Source organism: Microtetraspora sp. AC03309, from assembly GCF_020826795.1.
In the GTDB taxonomy this organism is placed as follows: Bacteria; Actinomycetota; Actinomycetes; order Streptosporangiales; family Streptosporangiaceae; genus Microtetraspora; species Microtetraspora glauca.
Genome location: NZ_JADDIL010000013.1, coordinates 98,659 through 118,914 on the forward strand (window position 1 = coordinate 98,659; position 20,256 = coordinate 118,914).

At 70.5% G+C, this 20,256-nt stretch carries 22 protein-coding genes; 14 read left to right on the forward strand and 8 right to left on the reverse strand.

The features are described 5' to 3' along the window. Positions 1 to 49 precede the first annotated feature (49 nt). The 3 genes from IMZ11_RS09820 to IMZ11_RS09830 form a co-directional block, all read right to left on the reverse strand. On the reverse strand, positions 50 to 1,414 hold the full coding sequence (locus tag IMZ11_RS09820; RefSeq protein WP_374462251.1) for a glycine--tRNA ligase: 1,365 nt from the start codon (positions 1,412 to 1,414) through the stop codon (positions 50 to 52). A gap of 387 nt (positions 1,415 to 1,801) precedes the next feature. Further along, positions 1,802 to 2,113, reverse strand: a complete 312-nt coding sequence (locus IMZ11_RS09825) for an antibiotic biosynthesis monooxygenase (RefSeq protein WP_228639804.1) — start codon at positions 2,111 to 2,113, stop codon at positions 1,802 to 1,804. 263 nt (positions 2,114 to 2,376) lie between these two features. Continuing rightward, complete coding sequence (locus IMZ11_RS09830; protein WP_228639806.1) at positions 2,377 to 2,784, reverse strand: Dabb family protein; 408 nt, start codon at positions 2,782 to 2,784, stop codon at positions 2,377 to 2,379. A gap of 133 nt (positions 2,785 to 2,917) precedes the next feature. Between IMZ11_RS09830 and IMZ11_RS09835 the strand changes: the two genes are divergently transcribed. The 8 genes from IMZ11_RS09835 (at position 2,918) to IMZ11_RS09870 (ending at position 8,198) form a co-directional block, all read left to right on the forward strand. Next, positions 2,918 to 3,580, forward strand: a complete 663-nt coding sequence (locus tag IMZ11_RS09835; protein WP_228639808.1) for a TetR/AcrR family transcriptional regulator — start codon at positions 2,918 to 2,920, stop codon at positions 3,578 to 3,580. 88 nt (positions 3,581 to 3,668) lie between these two features. Continuing rightward, on the forward strand, positions 3,669 to 4,157 hold the full coding sequence (locus IMZ11_RS09840) for a DUF6703 family protein (RefSeq protein ID WP_228639810.1): 489 nt from the start codon (positions 3,669 to 3,671) through the stop codon (positions 4,155 to 4,157). Between the two features lie 44 nt (positions 4,158 to 4,201). Further along, positions 4,202 to 5,149 (forward strand): metal ABC transporter solute-binding protein, Zn/Mn family, encoded by a 948-nt coding sequence (locus IMZ11_RS09845; RefSeq protein WP_228639879.1) that lies wholly within the window; start codon positions 4,202 to 4,204, stop codon positions 5,147 to 5,149. A 21-nt stretch (positions 5,150 to 5,170) separates the two neighbouring features. Beyond that, positions 5,171 to 5,998, forward strand: coding sequence for a metal ABC transporter ATP-binding protein (locus tag IMZ11_RS09850; protein ID WP_228639812.1), 828 nt, complete (start codon positions 5,171 to 5,173; stop codon positions 5,996 to 5,998). After that, positions 5,995 to 6,828, forward strand: coding sequence for a metal ABC transporter permease (locus IMZ11_RS09855; protein WP_061259680.1), 834 nt, complete (start codon positions 5,995 to 5,997; stop codon positions 6,826 to 6,828). The genes IMZ11_RS09850 and IMZ11_RS09855 overlap by 4 nt, the downstream gene beginning before the upstream one ends. Beyond that, the gene (locus IMZ11_RS09860; protein WP_228639814.1) at positions 6,825 to 7,214 is read left to right on the forward strand and encodes a Fur family transcriptional regulator; all 390 of its coding nucleotides are present in this window, start codon (positions 6,825 to 6,827) and stop codon (positions 7,212 to 7,214) included. Before IMZ11_RS09855 ends, IMZ11_RS09860 begins: the two co-directional genes overlap by 4 nt. Before the next feature lie 83 nt (positions 7,215 to 7,297). Further along, positions 7,298 to 7,846 carry a CGNR zinc finger domain-containing protein gene (locus IMZ11_RS09865; protein ID WP_228639816.1) on the forward strand — a complete coding sequence of 183 codons (549 nt, stop codon included), beginning with the start codon at positions 7,298 to 7,300 and terminating at the stop codon, positions 7,844 to 7,846. Between the two features lie 55 nt (positions 7,847 to 7,901). Further along, complete coding sequence (locus IMZ11_RS09870; RefSeq protein ID WP_228639881.1) at positions 7,902 to 8,198, forward strand: transposase; 297 nt, start codon at positions 7,902 to 7,904, stop codon at positions 8,196 to 8,198. 461 nt (positions 8,199 to 8,659) lie between these two features. Here the strand turns inward: IMZ11_RS09870 and IMZ11_RS09875 are convergent, their stop codons facing one another. Then, positions 8,660 to 9,430 carry an isoprenyl transferase gene (locus tag IMZ11_RS09875; protein WP_228639818.1) on the reverse strand — a complete coding sequence of 257 codons (771 nt, stop codon included), beginning with the start codon at positions 9,428 to 9,430 and terminating at the stop codon, positions 8,660 to 8,662. Between the two features lie 31 nt (positions 9,431 to 9,461). Beyond that, positions 9,462 to 10,256, reverse strand: coding sequence for a DNA repair protein RecO (gene recO, locus IMZ11_RS09880; RefSeq protein ID WP_228639820.1), 795 nt, complete (start codon positions 10,254 to 10,256; stop codon positions 9,462 to 9,464). 232 nt (positions 10,257 to 10,488) lie between these two features. On the opposite strand from recO, the gene IMZ11_RS45105 reads away from it, so the two are divergent. Together IMZ11_RS45105 and IMZ11_RS45110 are read left to right on the forward strand one after the other, a co-directional pair. After that, positions 10,489 to 12,078 carry a CDP-alcohol phosphatidyltransferase family protein gene (locus tag IMZ11_RS45105; RefSeq protein WP_255706228.1) on the forward strand — a complete coding sequence of 530 codons (1,590 nt, stop codon included), beginning with the start codon at positions 10,489 to 10,491 and terminating at the stop codon, positions 12,076 to 12,078. Next, positions 12,075 to 12,782 (forward strand): DUF5941 domain-containing protein, encoded by a 708-nt coding sequence (locus IMZ11_RS45110; RefSeq protein WP_255706229.1) that lies wholly within the window; start codon positions 12,075 to 12,077, stop codon positions 12,780 to 12,782. Before IMZ11_RS45105 ends, IMZ11_RS45110 begins: the two co-directional genes overlap by 4 nt. 163 nt (positions 12,783 to 12,945) lie before the next feature. On the opposite strand, the gene IMZ11_RS09890 is transcribed toward IMZ11_RS45110, so the two are convergent. Continuing rightward, positions 12,946 to 13,431, reverse strand: coding sequence for an ATP-binding protein (locus IMZ11_RS09890; RefSeq protein WP_228639822.1), 486 nt, complete (start codon positions 13,429 to 13,431; stop codon positions 12,946 to 12,948). Between the two features lie 351 nt (positions 13,432 to 13,782). Here IMZ11_RS09890 and IMZ11_RS09895 point away from each other — a divergent pair, with 351 nt between their 5' ends. Next, positions 13,783 to 14,610, forward strand: coding sequence for a helix-turn-helix transcriptional regulator (locus IMZ11_RS09895; protein WP_228639883.1), 828 nt, complete (start codon positions 13,783 to 13,785; stop codon positions 14,608 to 14,610). Between the two features lie 24 nt (positions 14,611 to 14,634). On the opposite strand, the gene IMZ11_RS09900 is transcribed toward IMZ11_RS09895, so the two are convergent. Next, the gene (locus IMZ11_RS09900) at positions 14,635 to 15,546 is read right to left on the reverse strand and encodes a LysR substrate-binding domain-containing protein (protein ID WP_061259686.1); all 912 of its coding nucleotides are present in this window, start codon (positions 15,544 to 15,546) and stop codon (positions 14,635 to 14,637) included. 356 nt (positions 15,547 to 15,902) lie between these two features. Between IMZ11_RS09900 and IMZ11_RS09905 the strand changes: the two genes are divergently transcribed. The 3 genes from IMZ11_RS09905 to rocD all read left to right on the forward strand — a co-directional run bounded on the left by IMZ11_RS09905 (position 15,903) and on the right by rocD (position 18,587). Continuing rightward, positions 15,903 to 16,343, forward strand: coding sequence for an Lrp/AsnC family transcriptional regulator (locus tag IMZ11_RS09905; RefSeq protein ID WP_061259687.1), 441 nt, complete (start codon positions 15,903 to 15,905; stop codon positions 16,341 to 16,343). A gap of 160 nt (positions 16,344 to 16,503) precedes the next feature. Further along, positions 16,504 to 17,355: a dimethylargininase gene (ddaH, locus tag IMZ11_RS09910; protein ID WP_061259688.1), complete on the forward strand. Its 852-nt coding sequence runs from the start codon at positions 16,504 to 16,506 to the stop codon at positions 17,353 to 17,355. 8 nt (positions 17,356 to 17,363) lie between these two features. After that, the gene (gene rocD / locus IMZ11_RS09915) at positions 17,364 to 18,587 is read left to right on the forward strand and encodes an ornithine--oxo-acid transaminase (protein WP_228639824.1); all 1,224 of its coding nucleotides are present in this window, start codon (positions 17,364 to 17,366) and stop codon (positions 18,585 to 18,587) included. On the opposite strand, the gene IMZ11_RS09920 is transcribed toward rocD, so the two are convergent. Next, positions 18,574 to 20,160, reverse strand: a complete 1,587-nt coding sequence (locus IMZ11_RS09920; RefSeq protein WP_228639826.1) for an alkaline phosphatase D family protein — start codon at positions 20,158 to 20,160, stop codon at positions 18,574 to 18,576. The genes rocD and IMZ11_RS09920 overlap by 14 nt on opposite strands. Between the last annotated feature and the right edge of the window lie 96 nt (positions 20,161 to 20,256).

Below are 20,256 nucleotides of genomic sequence, written 5' to 3' on the forward strand. Positions count from 1 at the left end.
CCCGTCGGCCGGGCCGGCGGGTGCTCTTCCTCGTGCGGCGGGTCGCCGCTCAGTCGTTGAGGTGCGTGCGGAGGTAGGACTCGACCTGGTCGAGCGCGACGCGCTGCTGCGCCATGGTGTCGCGCTCGCGGATGGTCACCGCGTTGTCCTCAAGGGTGTCGAAGTCCACCGTGATCGCGAACGGCGTGCCGATCTCGTCCTGGCGGCGGTAGCGGCGGCCGATCGCGCCCGCGTCGTCGAAGTCGACGTTCCAGCGGCGGCGCAGCTGGGCCGCGAGGTCGCGGGCCTTCGGCGACAGGTCGGCGTTGCGGGACAGCGGCAGCACCGCGACCTTGACCGGAGCGAGCCGGTGGTCGAGGCGCATGACGGTGCGCTCCTCCATGACGCCCTTGGCGTTGGGCGCCTCGTCGACGGTGTACGCGTCGAGCAGGAAGGTCAGCGTCGCCCGGTCCACACCGGCCGCGGGCTCGATGACGTACGGCACGAACCGCTCGCCGGACTCCTGCTCGAAGAACGACAGGTCGGTGCCGGACGCCTTGCCGTGCGCGGTGAGGTCGAAGTCGGTGCGGTTGGCGATGCCCTCCAGCTCACCCCACTCCGAGCCGGTGAAGTTGAAGCGGTACTCGATGTCGACCGTGCGCTTGGAGTAGTGGGACAGCTTCTCCTTCGGGTGCTCGTAGAGCCGGAGGTTGTCCTTGTTGATGCCCAGGTCGACGTACCAGCGCAGGCGCTCGTCGATCCAGTACTGGTGCCACTCCTCGTCGGTGCCGGGCTTGACGAAGAACTCCATCTCCATCTGCTCGAACTCGCGGGTCCTGAAGATGAAGTTGCCCGGGGTGATCTCGTTACGGAACGACTTGCCGACCTGGCCGATGCCGAAGGGGATCTTCCTGCGCGCCGACTGCTGCACGTTCAGGTAGTTGATGAAGATGCCCTGCGCGGTCTCCGGCCGGAGGTAGGCCAGGCCGGACTCGTCCTCCACCGGGCCGAGGAACGTCTTCAGCAGGCCGCTGAACTGCTTCGGCGCGGTGAAGGCGCCCTTGTTGCCGCAGTTGGGGCAGGTGATGTCGGCCAGGCCGCCCGCGGGCTCCTTGCCGTGCTTCTCCTCGTATGCCTCGAGGAGGTGGTCGGCGCGGTAGCGCTTGTGGCAGGACTGGCACTCGGTCAGCGGGTCGCTGAAGGTCTCGACGTGGCCGCTGGCCTGCCACACCTCGGGAGCGAGGATGACGCAGGAGTCCAGGCCGACGACGTCGTCGCGGCCCTGCACGACGGTCTTCCACCACTCGCGCTTGACGTTGTTCTTCAGCTCGACACCGAGCGGGCCGTAGTCCCACGACGCCCGCAGGCCTCCGTAGATCTCGCTCGACGGGTAGACGAGCCCGCGGCGCTTGGCGAGGCTGACGATCGTTTCCATGACGTCGGTACGACGTGCCATTGGTGAGAACTCCATCCGGCTGGGTGTCGGGTTGGGATCGTGCGCGCACGCGCGGGGCCGCGGCCAACGGGCTGCCCGCCGTCTCGGGCGGATTTCGCGCCCGCTACCTGCTCGATCTCATCCAAGCTTAGGGGAATCCCGGCGTCGCCCGCTCATATCTCCTCCTCGCCTGGCGGCTCGGAGTCTGGTCGTGTCGAAGACGCGCGACCTGGCACCGCGCGAAGCGCGCCGTGCCTATTGATTCACTCGCTCCGCTCGTTCATGTTTCCTCCTCGCCCGGCGGCTCGGAGTCTGGTCGTGTCGAAGACGCGCGACCTGGCACCGCGCGAAGCGCGCCGCGCCCATCGATTCACTCGCTCCGCTCGTTCATGTCTGATCCGGTACGCGTGCCGAGTCCGCACGCGCGTCCCCGATCAGCTCGAACGCGCTGGGCTCGTTGATCATCAAAGTCATCAGCGGGTACATCGCCATCCGGGCCGCGCCGAGCGCCCGGCGGTAGAACCCGGCGCCCTCCCACTCGCTGACCAGGGCCCACAGGTCCGGCTCGTCGACCGACCTGCCGATCTGCCCGCGCAGGTATCCGGGCTGAACGGCGAGCACGTCGAGGATGTCCCGGGCCTGCGAGGCGAATTCGTCCGCCTGCGCGGCGGGCACCGAGTAACGGATCAGGGCCAGCATGCGGCCCAGCATGCCACGCCCCCCGGACGGCTCGTCCCACCGCCTTTCTCGCGGCCTGTCCCGCTGAACACGCCGCTCGGATCGGTGAGCGTCCTGGTGCGCTCACGACCGGCCGGCGGGCGAGCTCCCCGCCGGTGGAGCCACCGGCATCCCCCATGCCCGCCGCGCCAGTGATGAGACCGGCCCCGATCGCCAGACTGTAGCCGCCGACCAGGGGGTGGTCGGGCTCCGGTCCACGGCCCGATCGCGGAGCGTCGGCCCCGTCAGGCTCCGGCCAAGACTCCGACGTCGGGGATCGCCTCGAGGAGGCGGCCCCACTCCGGGTACGTCGCGATCTTCTTCAGATGCATCGCCATGATCTTGCCCGCCAGCTCGGGATCGGTGTCGTCCGACAGACGGACCGCCGAGAGCCGGGCCAGGTGGGGAAGGATCCCGGGGTCTCCGTCGAGGTGCACCGGGTCGTACATGTACCGCTCCAGCGCCGCCAGGTCCTCGACACCGGCGCAGTAGGCGTGGGTGTAGCCCTCGGCAGGATCACCGAGATCCTGGCCGACGATCCCGAACGAGACCGACTCGACGGAGGCCGTACGTCGCATCGCTGCCAGGACCTCGGCCTTCTCCTCCTCCGTCGTCTCGCTCTTGAAGCTGAACCGCAGGATGTTGACGATCATCGACTAGACCTCCCAGGGCTTTGGTTTGAACTGATGAGTTCACTTTAGCGACCTGATTGAATCACATACAAGCAAGCTCATGACAATGAACCGATGAGTTCATCCCGTCGCGGGCGGGCGGTACGATGCCGGGATGACGGGAGTGACAACGCCGGCAGGTCGCACAGCGTCGCGGGGACGAATCGACAAGCGAGAGGCGATCCTCGCCGCCGCCTTCACCGTCTTCGCCCGCCGGGGCTACTCGCAGGCATGCGTGCAGGAAATCGCCGAAGAAGCCGGCGTCGCCAAGCTGACCGTGTACAACCACCTCAGCGACAAGGAGAACCTGTTCCGGCACGCGATCGAGGCCGCCGCCAACACGGTGATGGCGGACAACCTCGCGGTTGTCGAACAGCTACGCGACCCCGGCGACGACCTGCGCGCGGCCCTGGAAAGCGTGGCCTACCGGATGCTCCAGGTGTGCTGCGGCGAGCACTCTCGCGCGCTGCGGTGGCTGACCTACGCCCAGGTCGCGCGTTTCCCCGACCTGATCGACACCGTCCAGGGACGCACGTCGGACCGGATCAGTGAGGCGCTGGCGGACCGGCTGGCCCGACTCTCTCTGGCCGGCCGCCTGCGACCGTGCGACCCCGCGCAGGCGGCCGGGCAGCTCCTGGCACTGCTCACCGGCCCGATGGAGGCCCTCAGCCGGCTCGGCACCCGCAAGGTGCCCGCCGCCGAGACCCGCGCCGTGGCCAAGGCCGCGGTCGACACCTTCCTCCGGGCGTACGGCCCGGCGTCCGGCGAGCCCACCTGAGCGACCACAGAGTGGCCATGGGAATGGCACCGGACCGACCCGGCCGGCACAGGTGCGCCGGGGTGGTCCGCGTGACTAGGCTCGACACGTGGCAGGTGACATAGGGCAGGGCAAGGGGCCCGGCGGGCCGAGTGGGGCCAGGGTTCCGGCGCATCCCCTGGCCAGGAAGCCGGCCGGTAACGCGGCCCAGAACTCGGGGGCGCGGAACTCGGCGCGGAATCCCGCACGGAGTCCGTTGCGCAAGGGCGCCAAGCGCCCGCTCCCGCCGGGTGAGCAGTTCTTCACGCCGGGGGCGACCGGACTGCGGCGTGCGGTGGAGCGCAGGAGCGCGACCGTGCTCGTGTTCCTCTTCCAGCTCCCCCGCTGGGTGATCCCCGTCGTCATGGTCGCGCTGATGCTGACCGGCGTCGTGGTGGCGGACTGGCGCGGCGGGCTGGCCGTGCTGCCGGTGCTGGCGTTCGTGTTGTGGCTGGCCTACATGTCCTGGCCGTCCCTCCGCGCCGGCGGGCGCCTGCTGCGGGTGGCGCTGGTCACGTTCCTCGTCCTACTGGCGGCGACCCGCTTCGGACTGTTCTGACGGTTTTGACAACCGTTTTCATTTTGCCCGATAATTGTCGCGTGATGTCCCGTACGCGCTCCCTCATCCTCACCGGCGCCCTCCTGACCGCGACGGCCGCCGTCACCGCCTGCGGCGCGGGTAACGCCGCCACCGGTGACGGCAAGCCCGCCGTGATGGCCGCCTTCTACCCCCTCCAGTGGATCTCGCAGCAGGTGGGCGGTGCGGACGTCTCCGTCACCGGGCTCACCAAGCCGGGCACCGAGCCGCACGACCTGGAGCTGACCGCCCGCCAGGTCGCGGACATCCAGGACGCGACGCTGGTCGTCTACATCAAGGGCGTCCAGCCCGCGGTCGACGAGGCGGTGGACGGGCACGCGTCCGACAGCGCGTTCGACGCCACCACCGCGATCTCCACCCTCCCCGCGACGGGGGCCGACGAGGGGCACGGGGAACAGGGACACGGGGAACAGGGGCACGGTGACGACCACGCCGACGTCTCCTACGATCCGCACATCTGGCTCGACCCGAGCCGTTTCGCCACCGTCGCCACCCGGCTCGGCGACCAGCTCGCCAAGGCCGACCCCGCCCACGCCGCCGCGTACAAGCAGCGCGCCGCCACGACGGCCGCCGCGCTGACCGCCCTGGACGGCGAGTACCGCAAGGGCCTGGCGACGTGCACCGGCCATGCGATCGTGACCAGCCACGCCGCCTTCGGCTATCTGGCGAACCGCTACGGCCTCGAGCAGATCTCCGTCAGCGGCATCGACCCGGAGACCGAGCCTTCTCCCACGCGCCTCGCCGAGGTGGCGAATGTCGCCAAGCAGAAGAATGTGACTACCATTTTCACCGAGGAGCTCGTCAGCCCGAAGGTGGCCGAGATCCTCGCCAAGGAGGTCGGCGCCAAGACGGCCGTGCTCAATCCGATCGAGAGCGCGCCCGGCGACGGAGACTATCTCTCCGCGGCACGCCGCAATCTCGAAACGCTGAGGACCGCGCTTGGGTGCTCCTGATCCTGGAAGGGTGATCGCGCCATGACTGCCGCGTTCACGATGACCGGCGGCGAGGTCACCCTCGACGGGCGGCCCATCCTGCGTGGCGTCGACCTGTCCGTCGAGGACGGGGAATTCGTCGTCGTGCTCGGCGCCAACGGCTCCGGCAAGTCCACACTCGTCCGCGCCCTGCTCGGGCTCGTCCCGCTGTCCGGCGGCTCCGTCCTGCTGTACGGCAGGCCGCCCGCGAGGTTCCGCGACTGGCGGCGGGTCGGATACGTACCGCAGCGGCTGTCCGTGGGCGGCGGGGTGCCCGCCACGGTCCGCGAGGTGGTGTCGTCGGGCCGGATCGCCCGGCAGAGCCGCTTCCGGCGGACCAGCGCCGCCGACCGGCAGGCCGTGGCCGACGCCCTCGACGCCGTGGGCCTCGCGGACCGGGCCGCGGACCCTGTGAACGCGCTCTCCGGAGGGCAGCAGCAGCGGGTGCTCATCGCCCGCGCGCTGGCCGGCGAGCCCGACGTCTTCGTGATGGACGAGCCCACGGCGGGCGTCGACGCCGACAGCCAGCGACTGCTGGCCGGCACCCTCGCCGAGCTGAGGGAGCGTGGCAAGACGGTCATCCTGGTCGCGCACGAGCTCGGCCCGCTCGAACCGCTGATCACCCGCGCGATCGTCCTCCGGGACGGCCGCGTCGCGCACGACGGCGCGCCTCCGGTCTCCACCATGGCCGGGGTCGGCGCGGGCGCGGCTCCCGGTCACGAGCACGTCCATCCCCACGCCCACGCGCACACCGGCCCGCTGAGCGGCTGGCCGGACGTCATCGGATCACGGTCCTCGGTCGGCGAGGCCAGGGCGGCGGGCGAGGCATGAGCGGCATCTTCGAGTACGACTTCATGATCCTGGGGCTGATCGCGGCCGTGTTCGTCGGCCTCGCCGCCCCCGTCGTCGGCACGTTCATCGTCCAGCGCCGCCTCGCGCTGCTCGGCGACGGCATCGGGCACGTGGCGCTGACCGGCGTCGCGCTCGGGTTCCTGACCGGCGCCGCGCCCGTGCTCACCGCCGTCATCGTGGCCACCCTGGGCGCCGTCGCCATCGAAGTGGTGCGGGCCCGCGGCCGGACCAGCGGCGACGTGGCCCTGGCGCTGCTGTTCTACGGCGGCATCGCGGGCGGCGTCCTGCTCATCTACCTGGCGCCGGGAAAGAGCAACTCCACGTTGACGTCCTACCTGTTCGGCTCGATCGCGACCGTGGCCGCCGAGGACGTGTGGGTGATCGGCATCCTGGCCGTGGCCGTGCTCGCCGTCGTCGCGATCTTCGGGCGTGAGCTGTTCGTGCTCTGCCAGGACGAGGAGGTCGCCCGGGCGAGCGGCCTTCCGGTGCGGTTCCTCAGCCTGCTGATCGCGGTGACCGCGGCCCTCACGGTCGTCATCGCCATGCGCGTGGTGGGGCTGCTCCTGGTCAGCGCATTGATGGTCGTCCCCGTGGCGACCAGCCAGCAGATCATGCGCAGCTTCCGCGGCACCATGGCCCTCGCCACGGCGCTCGGCGTGGTCGCCACCGTCGGCGGCCTCACCTCGGCGTTCTACATCAACGTGCCTCCGGGATCGGCGATCGTGCTGATCGCGCTCGCCGGATTTGTGCTGTCCCTCGGGATAGGTAGATTCATACGGCGAAGCCGTACCTGGGAGCCCACACCATGAGCAAGAGCAGCGACGCCGTTCACGAGACCCTCCGGCATTGCGAGGGCTTCCGGAGCGCCCAGGACATCTTCACGAAGATGCGGGCGGACGGCGCCAAGATCGGCCTGACCACCGTCTACCGGGCGCTCCAGTCACTCTCGGACGACGGCCGGGTGGACATGCTGCGCACCGACGAGGGCGAGTCGGTCTATCGGGCCTGTGAGAGCGACGTCCACCACCACCATCTCGTGTGCCGCCGCTGCGGGCGCACCGTGGAGGTGGCCGGGCCCGACGTCGAGCGCTGGGCCGAGGCCGTCGGCGCCGAGTACGGCTTCACCGAGGTCACCCACACCGTCGAGGTCTTCGGCACCTGCTCCGCCTGCACGGCCGCCGCCGGGAGCCGCTGACCGGTTTATGACGATCCATTCGCTCGGCCGCCCCCTGACGCCCTCCGCGAGGTACGCTGCCCCCGCCGACGTAGGGAGATGCCGTGCCCTTCAGCCATGACATGGTCCACTCGCTGGCCACCGTGGTCGATCTGATCAACACCTCGCCCGCCGCGGGCACCGGCGAGGGCCTGGGGAGCGTCGAGGACCTGCGCGCGTTCGTCCGGCGGCATGTGATCAGCGGTGTGGAGGACCTGGGCGCCGACGACCTCTCCGACGTACGGGCGCTGCGTGACGCCTTCCACGAGGTCTTCGTCGCACCCGACCGCGACACTGCGGTCTCCCTGCTCAACACCATGCTCGGCCGTACGCGGATCACCCCCAGCCTCGCCGAGCACGACGGCTTCTCGCTGCACGTCCACTACTTCGCCCCCGGAGCGTCGCTGGCCGAGCATCTGGCCGCCGACTGCGGGGTCGCGCTCGCCCACGTGCTGGTCGAGGACGAGCGGGAACGGCTGCGCACCTGCGCCGCCCCCGACTGCTCCCACGTGTTCGTGGACGAGTCGCGCAACCGCTCCCGGGTCTACTGCGACAGCCGTACCTGCGGCAACCGGATGCACGTCGCGGCCTACCGCGCCCGCCGCCGCGCGTAGTCCGCGCGTATTCCGGGCGTATTCCGGGCGTCGTTCGGCGCGGCCATCGTCGCGTATCACCCGCCCGCACCTGGAACAGCAGACCGAGCAGGCGTGGTGCCCGACCCTGCCGACCAACTCGGTGGCCGCTTGGACGACAGAATATTATTCCAGAGCGGTGCTGCAGCTGCGTTCGCAGGGCCGGGAGGTGAGCGATGGGATCCTGTCGCACATCTCGCCCGGCCACAGCGGCAATATCGACTTCTTCGGCATCATCAATGCGGAGGTGGAGGCGGAGCCGGCCAAGCTCGACACCAGTGGCTGGCGGCCGCTGCGGCCCGCGCAACTGTGCGAGCTGGGGCTGGCGCCCTGAGCGACGACCCCCCGCGATCCTGAAGGAGGCGGATCCTGAAGGAGGCGGTGGAGTAGGCGGTGGTGGCCCGCGCGCGGCGCGGACCACCACGGGCCACCGCCGCGCCAGGAGCTGGCCTGGCAGCACATCGTCGTGCCCGACGATGTGGCCTCGGCGCCGCTGACTCCTCTGCCACCCTCGCGCGCAGATTGGTACGGCCTCGTGGCCGTGCTCAAGAGCGGCTTGGGGGATACGCCACGATCTCCAGGTCCTGAGCCATGTGCGTGGTCGCCACATCGAGCGGCCGAGGGCATGGGAGTCGAGGCGACGGCGACCCGGTCCCCCATCATGACCATGACCCCGTAGCCGCCACGGCCACCACGCGATCTTCTGGGGCTCCGCGAGCCCGGGAACGACCGCGCGGCGGCCGTGCTCATGCGACCACGAGGTCTCACCGGATCGCCGAGCGGCGGCGAGGCCGGTCAGGCCTGGTTGGGAACGGCTCCGCCGTACCTTCTGTCGCGCTTGGCGTACATCTCGCAGGCCTGCCAGAGGTCGCGGCGGTCGAAGTCGGGCCAGAGCTGGTTGAGGAAGACCATCTCGGCGTACGCCGCCTGCCAGATGAGGAAGTTGGAGGTGCGCTGCTCCCCCGAGGAGCGGACGAACAGGTCCACGTCCGGGATCTCGGGCTCGTCGAGATAGCGGGCGAAGGACTTCTCCGACACCTTGTCCGGCTTGACCCGGCCGGCCGCGATGTCCCGGGCGAGCTTGACCGCCGCGTCCACGATCTCGGCGCGGCCGCCGTAGTTGACGCAGAACTGCAGCGTCATGGTCGTGTTGTTCCTGGTCATCTCCTCGGCGTCCTGGAGCTCGGAGATGACGCTCTTCCACAGCCGCCCGGGACGACCGGCCCAGCGGACCCGGACCCCCATCGCGTGGAGCTGGTCGCGGCGGCGGCGGATCACGTCGCGGTTGAAGCCCATGAGGAAGCGCACCTCGTCGGGCGAGCGCTTCCAGTTCTCCGTGGAGAACGCGTACGCCGACAGGTAGGGGATGCCGAGCTCGATCGCGCCCTCGATGACGTCGAAGAGCGACGCCTCGCCCATCTTGTGGCCCTCGGTCCTGGGCAGGCCACGCGCCTTGGCCCAGCGGCCGTTGCCGTCCATGACGATCGCGACGTGGCGCGGCACGAGGTCGCGCGGGATCGGGGGCGGGGTCGCGCCCGAGGGATGCGGAGTCGGAGGACGAACCATGACCACGAGCGTATTCCGTGCGGCGGGGTCCTCAGGCGCGGAAGATGTGAGAGTTCTGTGCGGGTTCCGCCCCGAAAACCGGGGTGGGCGGCTGCCCCGTGTCCCGCTCGACGTGGCGCAACGAGCGGATGCCGTGCTCCAGGTGCCACTGGAGGTAGGCCGCCACGAGGCCGCTGCATTCGGTGCGGTGCCGCGGCTCCGACGCGTCCGCCATGGGCCAGTCTCCGCGCAGCAACGCGATCATCAGAGCGATCGTCTCCGCCGCGGGCACCGCCGCCCCCGAGGGCCGGCAGCCGCCGCACACGACTCCGCCCGCCACGATCGCGAACGCGCGTACGGCCTCGGCGCCGCAGCGGGCGCACTCGGACAGGGCGGGGGCGTATCCGGCCACCGCGAGCGAGCGCAGGAAGTAGGCGTCGAGGACCAGCCGGGCCTCGTGCTCGCCCTCGACGAGGGTGCGCAACCCCCCGACCAGCAGCAGGAACTGGCGCAGGGCCGGCTCCTTCTCCCCCATGGTCAGCCGGTCGGCGGTCTCCAGCATGGCGGTCCCGGCGGTGTAGCGCGGGTAGTCGCTGACGAGCGCCTCGCCGTACGGGCGGATGGTCTCGACCTGGGTGATCATGTCGAGCGACCTGCCCACGTGCAGCTGCAGGTCGACGTGGGTGAACGGCTCCAGCCGGGCGCCGAACCGCGAGGTGGTCTTGCGCACGCCCTTGGCGACGCCGCGCACCTTTCCTGTGCGCTTGGTGAGGATCGTGATGATGCGATCGGCCTCGCCCAGTTTCTGGGTGCGCAGTACGACGCCCTCGTCACGGTACAGACTCACTGGGCCATCGTATGACCTCCCGCTGACTCCTCCCTGAGATCACAAACGGTGAAATTTCGGTAATGATGCGGACTCGGCGCCGACCGCGGATCGCCGTCAAGCTGGACATTCCGGAACGGTCCCGCGACCCTGGATGCACCGACTTGACCGAAAGGTCACTAAGCTTTGCCCCCTGGCGGACTTCCCCGCGCCTCCCATAAAGGCCCTGCCCCCCGCTGTTTGAAAGGGTGCCATGACCCTCGTGGTCCTGCTGGGCTCGTCGCCCGGCCCGATCGGTTCTCAGCCGCCAGGATCCGGCGGCCGGCCCGTCCTGCCGACGGACCTGAAGCTGACGTCACTCCCCGGAGCCCCCACGGCGTACGGCAGACTGCTGGGGCAGGCGACCTCGCTCGGCTCGCAGCCGATCACGATCGCCCGGCCGGGCGACGCGGCCGCCTACCGCGAGCAGGGCGGCCGGGTCGTCGAGAGCGCCGGCGTCGCGGAAGATCTGTGGGCGCTCGCCGACGCGGTCGAGCACACGACCGACAACGTGTTCATCATGCCCGCGAACTCGCTCATCCACGATGAGCTGATCTACCAGATCACGAAGGCCAAGCGGGCCGCGATCGCGCTGATCCTGCGCGAGGAGCGCGACGAGAACGCGCCCGAGCCCCCGCCCATCGAGGAGGCGGAGCCCGAGATCGGGCAGCAGGTCCTTGAGGGCCTGCCGCAGCGCACCCGCGCCGGCCGGGGCCGCGTCATCTCGGTGGGCACGTCCTACCACGCCGTCACCCGCCCGAACGCGGCGCTGCTCGGACCGATCCACCTCCACCAGCGGCACGCCGCGGTGCTCGCCGAGGTCGCCCGCGAGTTGGCCGGCATGGCGCACATGTTCGGTCCCGAGGACGACGTCACCGAGCTGCTCGTCCTCGGCCTGGTCCGGCGTGGCGTGTCGATCGGTGTCCGGGGTCGCCGCGACCTGTTCTACCGCCGCCTCCACACGCCGCAGGACACGGCCGAGGCCGAGAGGGAGTTCGCCGGATTCGACGAGGACCGGGCCCGCCTCGACAACGCGGTGAAGGGCGCGGACGGCTTTTTCACCACGTTCTTCGTCAGCACGTACTCCCGGTTCATCGCGCGGTGGGCGGCCCGCCGGGGGCTCACGCCGAACCAGATCACGCTGGTCTCGATCTTCTTCGGCCTCCTGTCGGCGGGAGCGTTCGCCACCGGCACGCGGGCCGGGTGGATCGCGGGCGGCGTGCTCATCTACTTCGCTTTCGTCTTCGACTGCGTCGACGGGCAGGTGGCCAGGTACGCCAGGAAGTTCGGCGTGCTCGGCGCCTGGCTGGACGCCACGTTCGACCGGTTCAAGGAGTACGCCGTCTTCGTCGGACTGGCGGTGGGCGCCACCGTCTCCGGCCAGTTCGGCGACGGCGAGGGCGTGTGGACACTCGCCCTCGCCGCGATCGGGCTCCAGTCCGTCAAGCACCTCCTGGACTTCTCGTTCGGCGCGGCCAACCGGCGCAGGGCTCCCGTTCCGCTCCCGACGCTGGACCTGCACGTCGCCGACGACCGCCCACTGCGCACGGCCCTGGAGGAACGCAGGAACAGCCGCAACACCGGCGTACGCGGCCTGCTCAAGCTCTGGACCAAGGCCGGGAAGTTCCGTCCCATGCACTGGGCCCGCAAGATGATCGTGTTCCCGATCGGCGAGCGCTTCGCCGCGATCGCGATCACCGCGGCCTTCTTCGACCCCCGCGTCACCTTCCTCACGCTGGTGATCTGGGGCGGCGTCGCGGCCACCTACACCCTCACCGGACGCATCCTGAGGTCACTCGCATGATCACCCAGCCACAGGTCACCCCCACCCCCGACCCGGACGAGGAGCGGCGCCGCATCCAGACGGAGCGGCTGCTCGCCTACCGCGACGACGGCCCGCTCGTCGCCGTGCTCAAGGGCCGTCTCGGCCGGGGCCTGCCGCCCGTTCCCGCCGTTCTCGCCGCGCTGCTCGCGATCATCGCGCTCGCCGTGACCGGCTCGCTCAAGGACGGCCCGATCCTGATCGTCCCCGCACTGGTTCTGGTCGCGCTGGTCGTCCCCAGCGCGCCGCGTGACCACCTCGGACGGCTCGACTGGTTGACGCCGCCGCTGCTGCGCGGCGCGGAGTTCCTCACGATCATCCTGCTCGGCCTCGCCGCAGGCACGCCCAAGTGGCTGCTCTTCGTGCTCCTCTACGTGATCGGCTACCACACGTACGACACGGTGTACCGGACGCGGCAGAGCATCTGGCCGCCCGCCTGGATCTTCAAGGCCGGCCTCGGCTGGGAGGTCCGCCTGCTCATCCTCGGCGTGGGCGCGGCCGCCGACCAGCTCACCCTGGTGGCGTCGATCCTCACGGCCTACCTGCTCGTACTGTTCTCGATCGAGAGCGTGGTGAGCTGGGTCCGCCTGGACAAGGCGTCCGCGCAGGCCAACGCCGACCAGGACCTGGAGCAGTCCCCGGAGGACGCCGCCGAGCAGGTCACCGGCGACGCCGAGCACGGCTGATCCCCGCGGCTCCGCCCGCACGCCTCACCGACGGCCCCGCGCGATCACCCGATCACGCGGGGCCGCGGACTGTCCGGACCCGGCGGCCGGCTCCGGTGATCACTAGCGCGGCGGCGCACGCCCCATCGGGTACGGCGATGCCGGACCCGGTGAGGCGGCGTTGTCAGGCGGGGTGGTCGAGGACGGCCCAGACGATCTTTCCGCTGCCCCTGATCAGGATCCAGCCCCAGGTGAGGCTCACGGCCTCGACCAGGTAGAGGCCCCTGCCGGTCTCCGCGAACTCGTCGTTCTGCGGGCCCCGCCGCGGCGCCCGCTCACTGGGGTCGCGCACCGCGCAGAGCACGTGGACCCCCTGGCTGAGCAGCCGCAGCTGGATGGGCGCCTCCAGGCCGGTGGAGAGCCCGTGGCGCAGGGCGTTCGTCACCAGTTCGGACACGACGAGCTGGGCGTCGTCGATCAGGTCCGGCAGGCCCCACCCGCCCAGCGTGTGCGCGGTGAAGTCGCGGGCGACGGAGGCGGACGCGGTCTCGCCCTGGAGCGCACAGGTAGCGAGCGGCGGAGAGGCCGGATCCGGGCTGTCAGGACCGAACGCCGGCGTTGCCCACGAAGGTGCGGCGCCGGCTCTCCTGCCTGCCAGATCTGCGGTCATCGGATCCCTACGCGAGTCGGGTGTCACATGAGTGCGCTGCCGCCGTCTATCGTTCCCTGCACCTTAAGAAGGCAAGCGCGCCCCCACTCGCAAATGTACGAACTTAGAGATGTTCGGCGTTGATTTGCCGTAACCATGGCGTTGTCCGTCCGGAACCGCGATCCTCTACTCGTCACTCTGACGCAATGGGACACTGGTTGACTGTGGTCGAAAGTCGACCACCGTAGGAACCGCTGTAGAAACACCGTAGGAATCCGTCAGCGCAATGGAGTCCATGTGAAATCGCTGCAGGTCGCCCACGCCGATCCCCGATTAACGGGGCGCCCACGAGGCGGGCCGACCGTCCTGCGCATGTTGCTCGGCGCCCAGCTCCGCAAGCTCCGGCGGACGAAGAGCATCACCCCGGAGGAGGCGGGACACGCCATTCGGGCCTCGCACGCCAAGATCAGCCGCCTCGAGCTCGGCCGGGTCAGCTTCAAAGAACGCGACGTCGCCGACCTGCTCACGCTGTACGGCCTGACCGATCCGGACGAGCGGGCCACGCTCCTGGACCTCGCCAGGCAGGCCAACGCCCCCGGATGGTGGCACAAGTTCAACGACGTCCTGCCGCACTGGTTCGAGGTCTACGTCGGCCTGGAGGAGGCCGCCTCGGTCATCCGGACCTACGAGCTCCAGTTCGTGCCGGGGCTGCTGCAGAGCCCCGACTACGCGCGGGCGGTCATCCTGCTCGGCAACGCCGGCGCCCCCGAGGACGACATCTCCCGGCGGATCGACCTGCGGATGCGCCGCCAGGAACGGCTGACCGGCCCGGACGCGGTCCGGCTGTGGGCCGTGGTGGACGAGGCGGCGCTGCGCCGTCCCATCGGCGGCGCCGAGGTGATGCGGGGCCAGATCGAGCACCTGATCGAGGCCACCCGCAACCCCAACGTGACGTTGCAGGTCGTCCCGTTCGACCGGGGCGGGCACTCCGCCGCCGGCGGGCCGTTCACGATCCTCCGCTTCGAGGAGTCCGAACTGCCCGACGTCGTCTATCTCGAACAGCTCACCAGCGCGCTCTACCTGGACAAGCCCGAGGAGACCGACGCGTACATGCAGGTGATGAACACGCTGTGCGTGGAGGCGCGCCCGGCGGCCGGCACGCGGGCCTACCTGGAGGCGATCCTCGCCGACATCGGGTGATCCCGGCCGGGGCGGCCGGGAGGGTCAGGAGACGCTCGCGAAGAACTCCTCGCAGGTCTCGGTGAACGCGGTGGCGCGGGCGGTCAGCCGCACACCGCGCATCGAGGCCAGGACGATGTCGAGGAGCGGGACCTCATCGCTGATCGGCCGGGCGACGACGTATCCGCCGTCGTACGTCTGGTCGGTCGCGGCCCGCTGGTTGAGTATGGAGTAGCCGTGGCCTCCGGCGACCAGCGCCCGCACCGTCTCGTAGCTGGAGCTGCGGAACCGCACGCGCGGCTCGACCGGGTGCAGCGCGCGGAAGTAGTCGCGGCTGTGCGGCAGGTCGAGCAGGATCATCGGCTCGGTGGCCAGCTCGACGAGCGAGACCGCCTCCGCCTCCGCCATGGCGTGACCGGACGGCAACAGGACGTACGGCCTGACCCGGGTGAGGACCCGGACGTCGAGGTCGAGTGCCAGGTCGATGGCGTAGAGCAGGGCCACCTCGCAGCGGCCGTCCACGAGCGCGCGCTGGACGGCCGAGACCTCCCCCTCGGAGAGGGTGACCCGCACGCCCGGGTGGCGGTCGGCGAACCGGCGGAGCAGCCGGGGCAGGTAGAACGGCGAGAGCGTGGTGAAGCAGCCCACCGCGAGTTCGCCGGTCAGCGAGCCCGCGAGGCCGCGAGCCGACTCGGCGAGCGCGGCCGCGTGGGAGAGGAAGTCTCTCGCCTCGACGAGGAAGCGCTCCCCGGCGCGGGTGAGCGAGAGACCTCTGGCATGGTGCCGGATGAGCAGTTGGACGCCGAGCTCCCGCTCGACCTGCGCGATGGCCGCCGAGATCGCCGACTGCGCCACCATCAGCTCCCGGCTGGCCGCGGTCATGCTTCCCAGCTCGGCCGCGGTCACGAAGTAACGCAGCTGGACGAGAGTGAAATTGACGTCCGCCACGTCACCCATTGTGACCTCCTGACCGTAGGTCGCTCGCAGAAATCACTTCAAGGCTGCGTCGCGGTTCCGGCTGGATTCTGCAGGTTTCAGGCGTTCTCGCTCTGGAAGACCCGTACGCCGACGGCCACGCCGGCAAGGGCGATCACCAGCGACACCGCGGTTTCCCAGAGAACGGGAGCCGAGCCGTACGAACCGGCGAACAGACCGCGAACGGCCTCGACAACATACCGGAAAGGCGTGAGCCTGGACAGGATGTCCAGGCGGCCTCTCCACCCTCTTCCAGGCTGGGCGCGGAGTGTGGGACCGTCCGGCGGTCCATGGCGCCGATCACCGGTTCCGGCCCGGCACACGATATACAGGTCCGCGTGAAGTTGGACGGATTGGATCGCGCCATCATCGGTGTCCTCGTGGAGGACGCTCGGGCGACATATGCCGAAATTGGAGCCCACGTCGGCCTGTCCGCCCCGGCGGTCAAGCGGCGGGTCGACCGGCTTCTCGCCAGCGGCGCGATCACCGGGTTCAGCGCGCGGGTCGAACCGTCGGCCCTCGGCTGGACCACCGAGGCGTACGTCGAGCTCTTCTGCCGGGGCAAGACCTCCCCCGCGGAGATCGGCGTGGCGATCGCGCGGCACCCCGAGGTGGTGTCAGCGTGCACGGTGACCGGCGAGGCCGACGCGCTCCTGCACATCCGCGCCACCGACGTGCGGGACGTGGAGCGGGTGATCGAGCGCATCGCCGCAGAACCGTTCGTGGTCCGCACCAAGAGCTCGATCGTGCTGTCCCGGCTGATCGACGAGAAACCCTGACGGGCGGCCGGACGGCGACCGGCGGCCGATTAACGGATCGCCACAAAAACAGGGAATAACGCAACCGATCCACGCCAGGGCGCAATGGCGCGGCATTGGCCCGACATGTCCAGGTTTCTAGGCTGAGGAGCAGTCAACCACCTTCTCCCTGGAGTTCCGCATGGCTCTTGCGACCCTGCCCGCCGTCACGGGCGGCGATCGGACGGGTACGGCACGGCACTACCTGATGTGCCGTCCCGAGTTCTTCGCCGTGACCTACGCGATCAACCCGTGGATGGACCCGGACCAGGGCGCGGACGCGGCGCGAGCCGTACAGCAGTGGGAGGGGCTGCGCAGGGCGTACGAGGAGCTGGGGCACAAGGTGAGCCTCATCGACCCCGTGGACGGCCTTCCCGACATGGTCTTCGCCGCGAACGGCGCCCTCGTGGTGGACAGCCGGGTCTACGGCGCCCGGTTCACGCACGCGGAGCGCGCCGCCGAGGGCCCGGCCTACCTGCGCTGGTTCGCCGACCGGGGCTTCGAGACGATGGAGCCGGCGCACACCAACGAGGGCGAGGGCGACTTCCTCACGCTCGACGACGTGGTGCTCGCGGGCACTGGATTCCGCACCGACGTGGCGGCGCATGTGGAGGCCCAGGAGTTCATCGGCCGCCCGGTGGTCACCCTGCGGCTGGTCGACCCGCGGTTCTACCACCTGGACACCGCGCTGTTCCCGCTGGACGGGCAGAACGTCGCCTACTACCCCGGGGCGTTCTCGGAGGGAAGCCGCAACGTGCTGCGGCGCATGTTCCCCGACGCCGTGATCGCCACGGAGGAGGACGCCGCGGTCCTCGGGCTCAACGCGGTCAGCGACGGCGCCAACGTGGTGATCAACGCCGAGGCGACGGGTCTGTCGCTGGAGCTGGAGCGCCTCGGCTACACGGTCGTCCCCGTGGACCTGTCCGAGCTGCGCAAGGCGGGCGGCGGCCCCAAGTGCTGCACCCTGGAGATCCGGGAGGTCTCGGCAGCATGAAGCCCGTCATGAACACCACCACGAACGCCACGGACCTCATCGAGCTGAGCGAGCGCCGCAGCGCGCACAATTACCACCCCCTGCCGGTCGTCCTCCACTCGGCCGAGGGCGCCTGGGTGACCGACGTCGACGGCCGGCGGTACCTCGACTGCCTGGCGGGCTACTCCTCGCTCAACTTCGGCCACGGCAACCCCGAGATCCTCGCGGCGGCCCGTGAGCAGCTCGACCGGCTGACGCTGACCAGCCGGGCGTTCTTCCACGACCAGTTCGCGGAGTTCGCGGCGGGCCTCGCCGACCTGTGCGGCAAGGACATGATCCTGCCCATGAACACCGGCGCGGAGGCCGTCGAGACGGCCATCAAGGTCGCGCGCAAATGGGGATACGAGGTCAAGGGTGTTCCCGCGGAGCAGGCGAACATCATCGTGATGGAGGACAACTTCCACGGTCGCACCACCACGATCGTGAGCTTCTCCACCGACGCGGACGCCCACGACGGCTTCGGGCCGTACACGCCGGGGTTCAGGCTCGTGAAGTACGGCTCCGCCGAGGCGATCGGCGAGGCGATCGACGAGAACACGGTCGCCGTGCTGCTCGAACCGATCCAGGGCGAGGCGGGCGTGCTCGTGCCGCCGGACGGCTACCTCTCGGCGGTGCGCGACCTGTGCTCCGAGCGGGGCGTCCTGTTCATCGCCGACGAGATCCAGTCCGGGCTCGGCCGCACCGGTGACACCTTCGCCTGTGATCACGAGGGCGTCGTCCCCGACATCTACGTCCTGGGCAAGGCTCTGGGCGGCGGCGTCGTGCCGGTCTCGGCGGTGGCGGCGAACGCGGACGTCCTCGGCGTCATCCGGCCCGGCCAGCACGGTTCGACGTTCGGCGGCAACCCCCTCGCGTGCGCGGTCGGCAGCGCGGTCATCAGGCTGCTGCGCACCGGGGAGTACCAGGCCAGGGCGCGGGAGCTGGGCGACTACCTGCACGGGCGGCTGCGCGAGCTGGTCGGCTCGGGCGTCGTCGCGGTACGCGGGCGCGGCCTGTGGGCGGGTGTGGACGTCGACCCCTCGCTGGGGACCGGCCGCCAGGTGAGCGAGGCCCTGATGCGCCGCGGCGTGCTGGCCAAGGACACCCACGGCTCGACGATCCGCCTCGCGCCGCCGATCGTCGTCTCCCGGGAGGACCTCGGCTGGGCGGTGGACCAGCTCGCCGCCGCCCTGGAGGAGCTCAGGGCAGCCTGATCGCCCCCAGCTCGGCGTCGTGGGTCCGCCAGGTCACGGTGGCGGTGTCCGGAGTGAGGTCGACGGTGGCCAGCGCGTTCTGGAACCAGGGCCCGGCCGCCAGCCGCCACCGGATCGGCGGCCTCGGCAGGCGGGCCGCCCGGGCCAGCAGGCTCCCGAGCGGACCCGCCACGGCGAAGGACGCGACCACGTTGGCCAGCCTGAGCGTACGGCTGAGCGGGTTGCGGATCGGCGAGCAGACGATCTGGTGGATCCGGCCTCTCCCGTCGCGTCTCCCTCGCTTCGGCCGTACCGAGGCGAGGTAGGAGTAGTGGACGTCGCCGGACAGCAGGAGGACGGTGGCCGGCGGACGTCCCCTCTCACCCGAGGCGACGCCGGTGAGCAGCCGGGCGAGGTGCTCGAAGGATCCGCGGAACGCCGCCCAGTGCTCCAGGTCGACGAGCTGGCGCAGCCGCTCGGCCCACCGGGCGGCCCGCCGGCCCCAGGCGCCGTCGCAGACGGCCTCGTTCCAGCTCTCGACGTGATGGATGCCCGTGGGCAGGAGCACCGGCAGCGACGAGCCGACGATCAGGTGGTCCACGTCGCCGGTGGCCGACTCCTCCAGCCACGCCCGCTCGTCGTCGTCCATGATCCGCCGCGCGCCGGGGGTGAGGACCCGGCCGCACCGGCTGTCCAGCATGATCACCCGGTTGGATCCGATGTCCCTGCGGTAGCTCCAGCGGACGGAGGCGGGCTCGGCGTCGGCCCGCGCGGCGAACGCGTCCAGCGCCGCGCCGTCGTCGCCCGCCCTCAGCGCGGCGAGCACGGGATCCGCCCCGCGCTCCTCGGCGGTCAGGTTGCCCAGATGCTGGTAGACGTAGTAGGCGCCGAGACCGGACACGATCCTCCGCCGCCACCACGGAACCCCGGCCATCCGCTCGCGCCACGCGGCCGAGGTGTTCCAGTCGTCCCTGATGTCGTGGTCGTCGAACATCATCAGGGTGGGCACCGTGGCCATCAGCCAGCGGACCGGCGGATCCGACCACGCCCGGCGGTAGAGCTCGGCGTACTCCTCGAAGTCCACGACCTCTTCGGGACCGTCACTCCGCCGGGCGGCGACGAAGTCCTTCATGTCCGGTGAGAGCTCGTCGGCGTACACCTGGTCGCCGAGCATGACCAGCAGGTCCGGGAGCTCACCCGACTCCATGAGCCGCAGGCTGTGGGCGCGCAGGACGTCCACGCCGTGCGTCAGCACGTACGGACCGTCGTGCGGGACGCTGGTCCGGCAGGTGCCGAAGACCAGGCGGCGCAGGGCGGTGAGCGGCCGGACGACGGTGGGCGGCATGCCCGGGGGCGGCCACACGACCTCGCCGTCCAGCTCCACCCGGTACGGCGTGCCGCCGGGCGGCGTGACCTCCGGGAGGGCGGCGTCGACGACCGCGTAGTGGTGCCCGTGAACGGTGAAGGTGCGCTCCTCGGAGCGCGTTTCGCCCGCCAGCACCGTGACCGCGCACGGCTCGGTCGTCTCCACCCATATGGTCGCGCTCGCCGCGTCGGCATGACGGAGCAGCGGGCCGATCACCAGTTGTGCCACGCCTACAGGTCTACTGCAGGCGTGGCGCCGGACGCGAGCGCGCGAGAGGACGCTTCCCGACATTCGCGGACGGAGGGTGCCGTCCAGGACAGATCT

Excerpts from the sequence above, each read along its gene's own strand:
- IMZ11_RS09895 (WP_228639883.1), top strand. The coding sequence starts at position 13,783 with ATGTTGCTCGGCGCCCAGCTCCGCAAGCTCCGGCGGACGAAGAGCATC.
- IMZ11_RS09820 (WP_374462251.1), bottom strand. The coding sequence starts at position 1,414 with ATGGAAACGATCGTCAGCCTCGCCAAGCGCCGCGGGCTCGTCTACCCG.
- IMZ11_RS09860 (WP_228639814.1), top strand. The coding sequence starts at position 6,825 with ATGAGCAAGAGCAGCGACGCCGTTCACGAGACCCTCCGGCATTGCGAG.
- IMZ11_RS45105 (WP_255706228.1), top strand. The coding sequence starts at position 10,489 with ATGACCCTCGTGGTCCTGCTGGGCTCGTCGCCCGGCCCGATCGGTTCT.
- IMZ11_RS09875 (WP_228639818.1), bottom strand. The coding sequence starts at position 9,430 with ATGGTTCGTCCTCCGACTCCGCATCCCTCGGGCGCGACCCCGCCCCCG.
- IMZ11_RS09855 (WP_061259680.1), top strand. The coding sequence starts at position 5,995 with ATGAGCGGCATCTTCGAGTACGACTTCATGATCCTGGGGCTGATCGCG.
- ddaH (WP_061259688.1), top strand. The coding sequence starts at position 16,504 with ATGGCTCTTGCGACCCTGCCCGCCGTCACGGGCGGCGATCGGACGGGT.
- IMZ11_RS09850 (WP_228639812.1), top strand. The coding sequence starts at position 5,171 with ATGACTGCCGCGTTCACGATGACCGGCGGCGAGGTCACCCTCGACGGG.
- IMZ11_RS09825 (WP_228639804.1), bottom strand. The coding sequence starts at position 2,113 with ATGCTGGCCCTGATCCGTTACTCGGTGCCCGCCGCGCAGGCGGACGAA.
- IMZ11_RS09890 (WP_228639822.1), bottom strand. The coding sequence starts at position 13,431 with ATGACCGCAGATCTGGCAGGCAGGAGAGCCGGCGCCGCACCTTCGTGG.
- rocD (WP_228639824.1), top strand. The coding sequence starts at position 17,364 with ATGAACACCACCACGAACGCCACGGACCTCATCGAGCTGAGCGAGCGC.
- IMZ11_RS09845 (WP_228639879.1), top strand. The coding sequence starts at position 4,202 with ATGTCCCGTACGCGCTCCCTCATCCTCACCGGCGCCCTCCTGACCGCG.
- IMZ11_RS09830 (WP_228639806.1), bottom strand. The coding sequence starts at position 2,784 with ATGATCGTCAACATCCTGCGGTTCAGCTTCAAGAGCGAGACGACGGAG.
- IMZ11_RS09900 (WP_061259686.1), bottom strand. The coding sequence starts at position 15,546 with ATGGGTGACGTGGCGGACGTCAATTTCACTCTCGTCCAGCTGCGTTAC.
- IMZ11_RS45110 (WP_255706229.1), top strand. The coding sequence starts at position 12,075 with ATGATCACCCAGCCACAGGTCACCCCCACCCCCGACCCGGACGAGGAG.
- IMZ11_RS09835 (WP_228639808.1), top strand. The coding sequence starts at position 2,918 with ATGACGGGAGTGACAACGCCGGCAGGTCGCACAGCGTCGCGGGGACGA.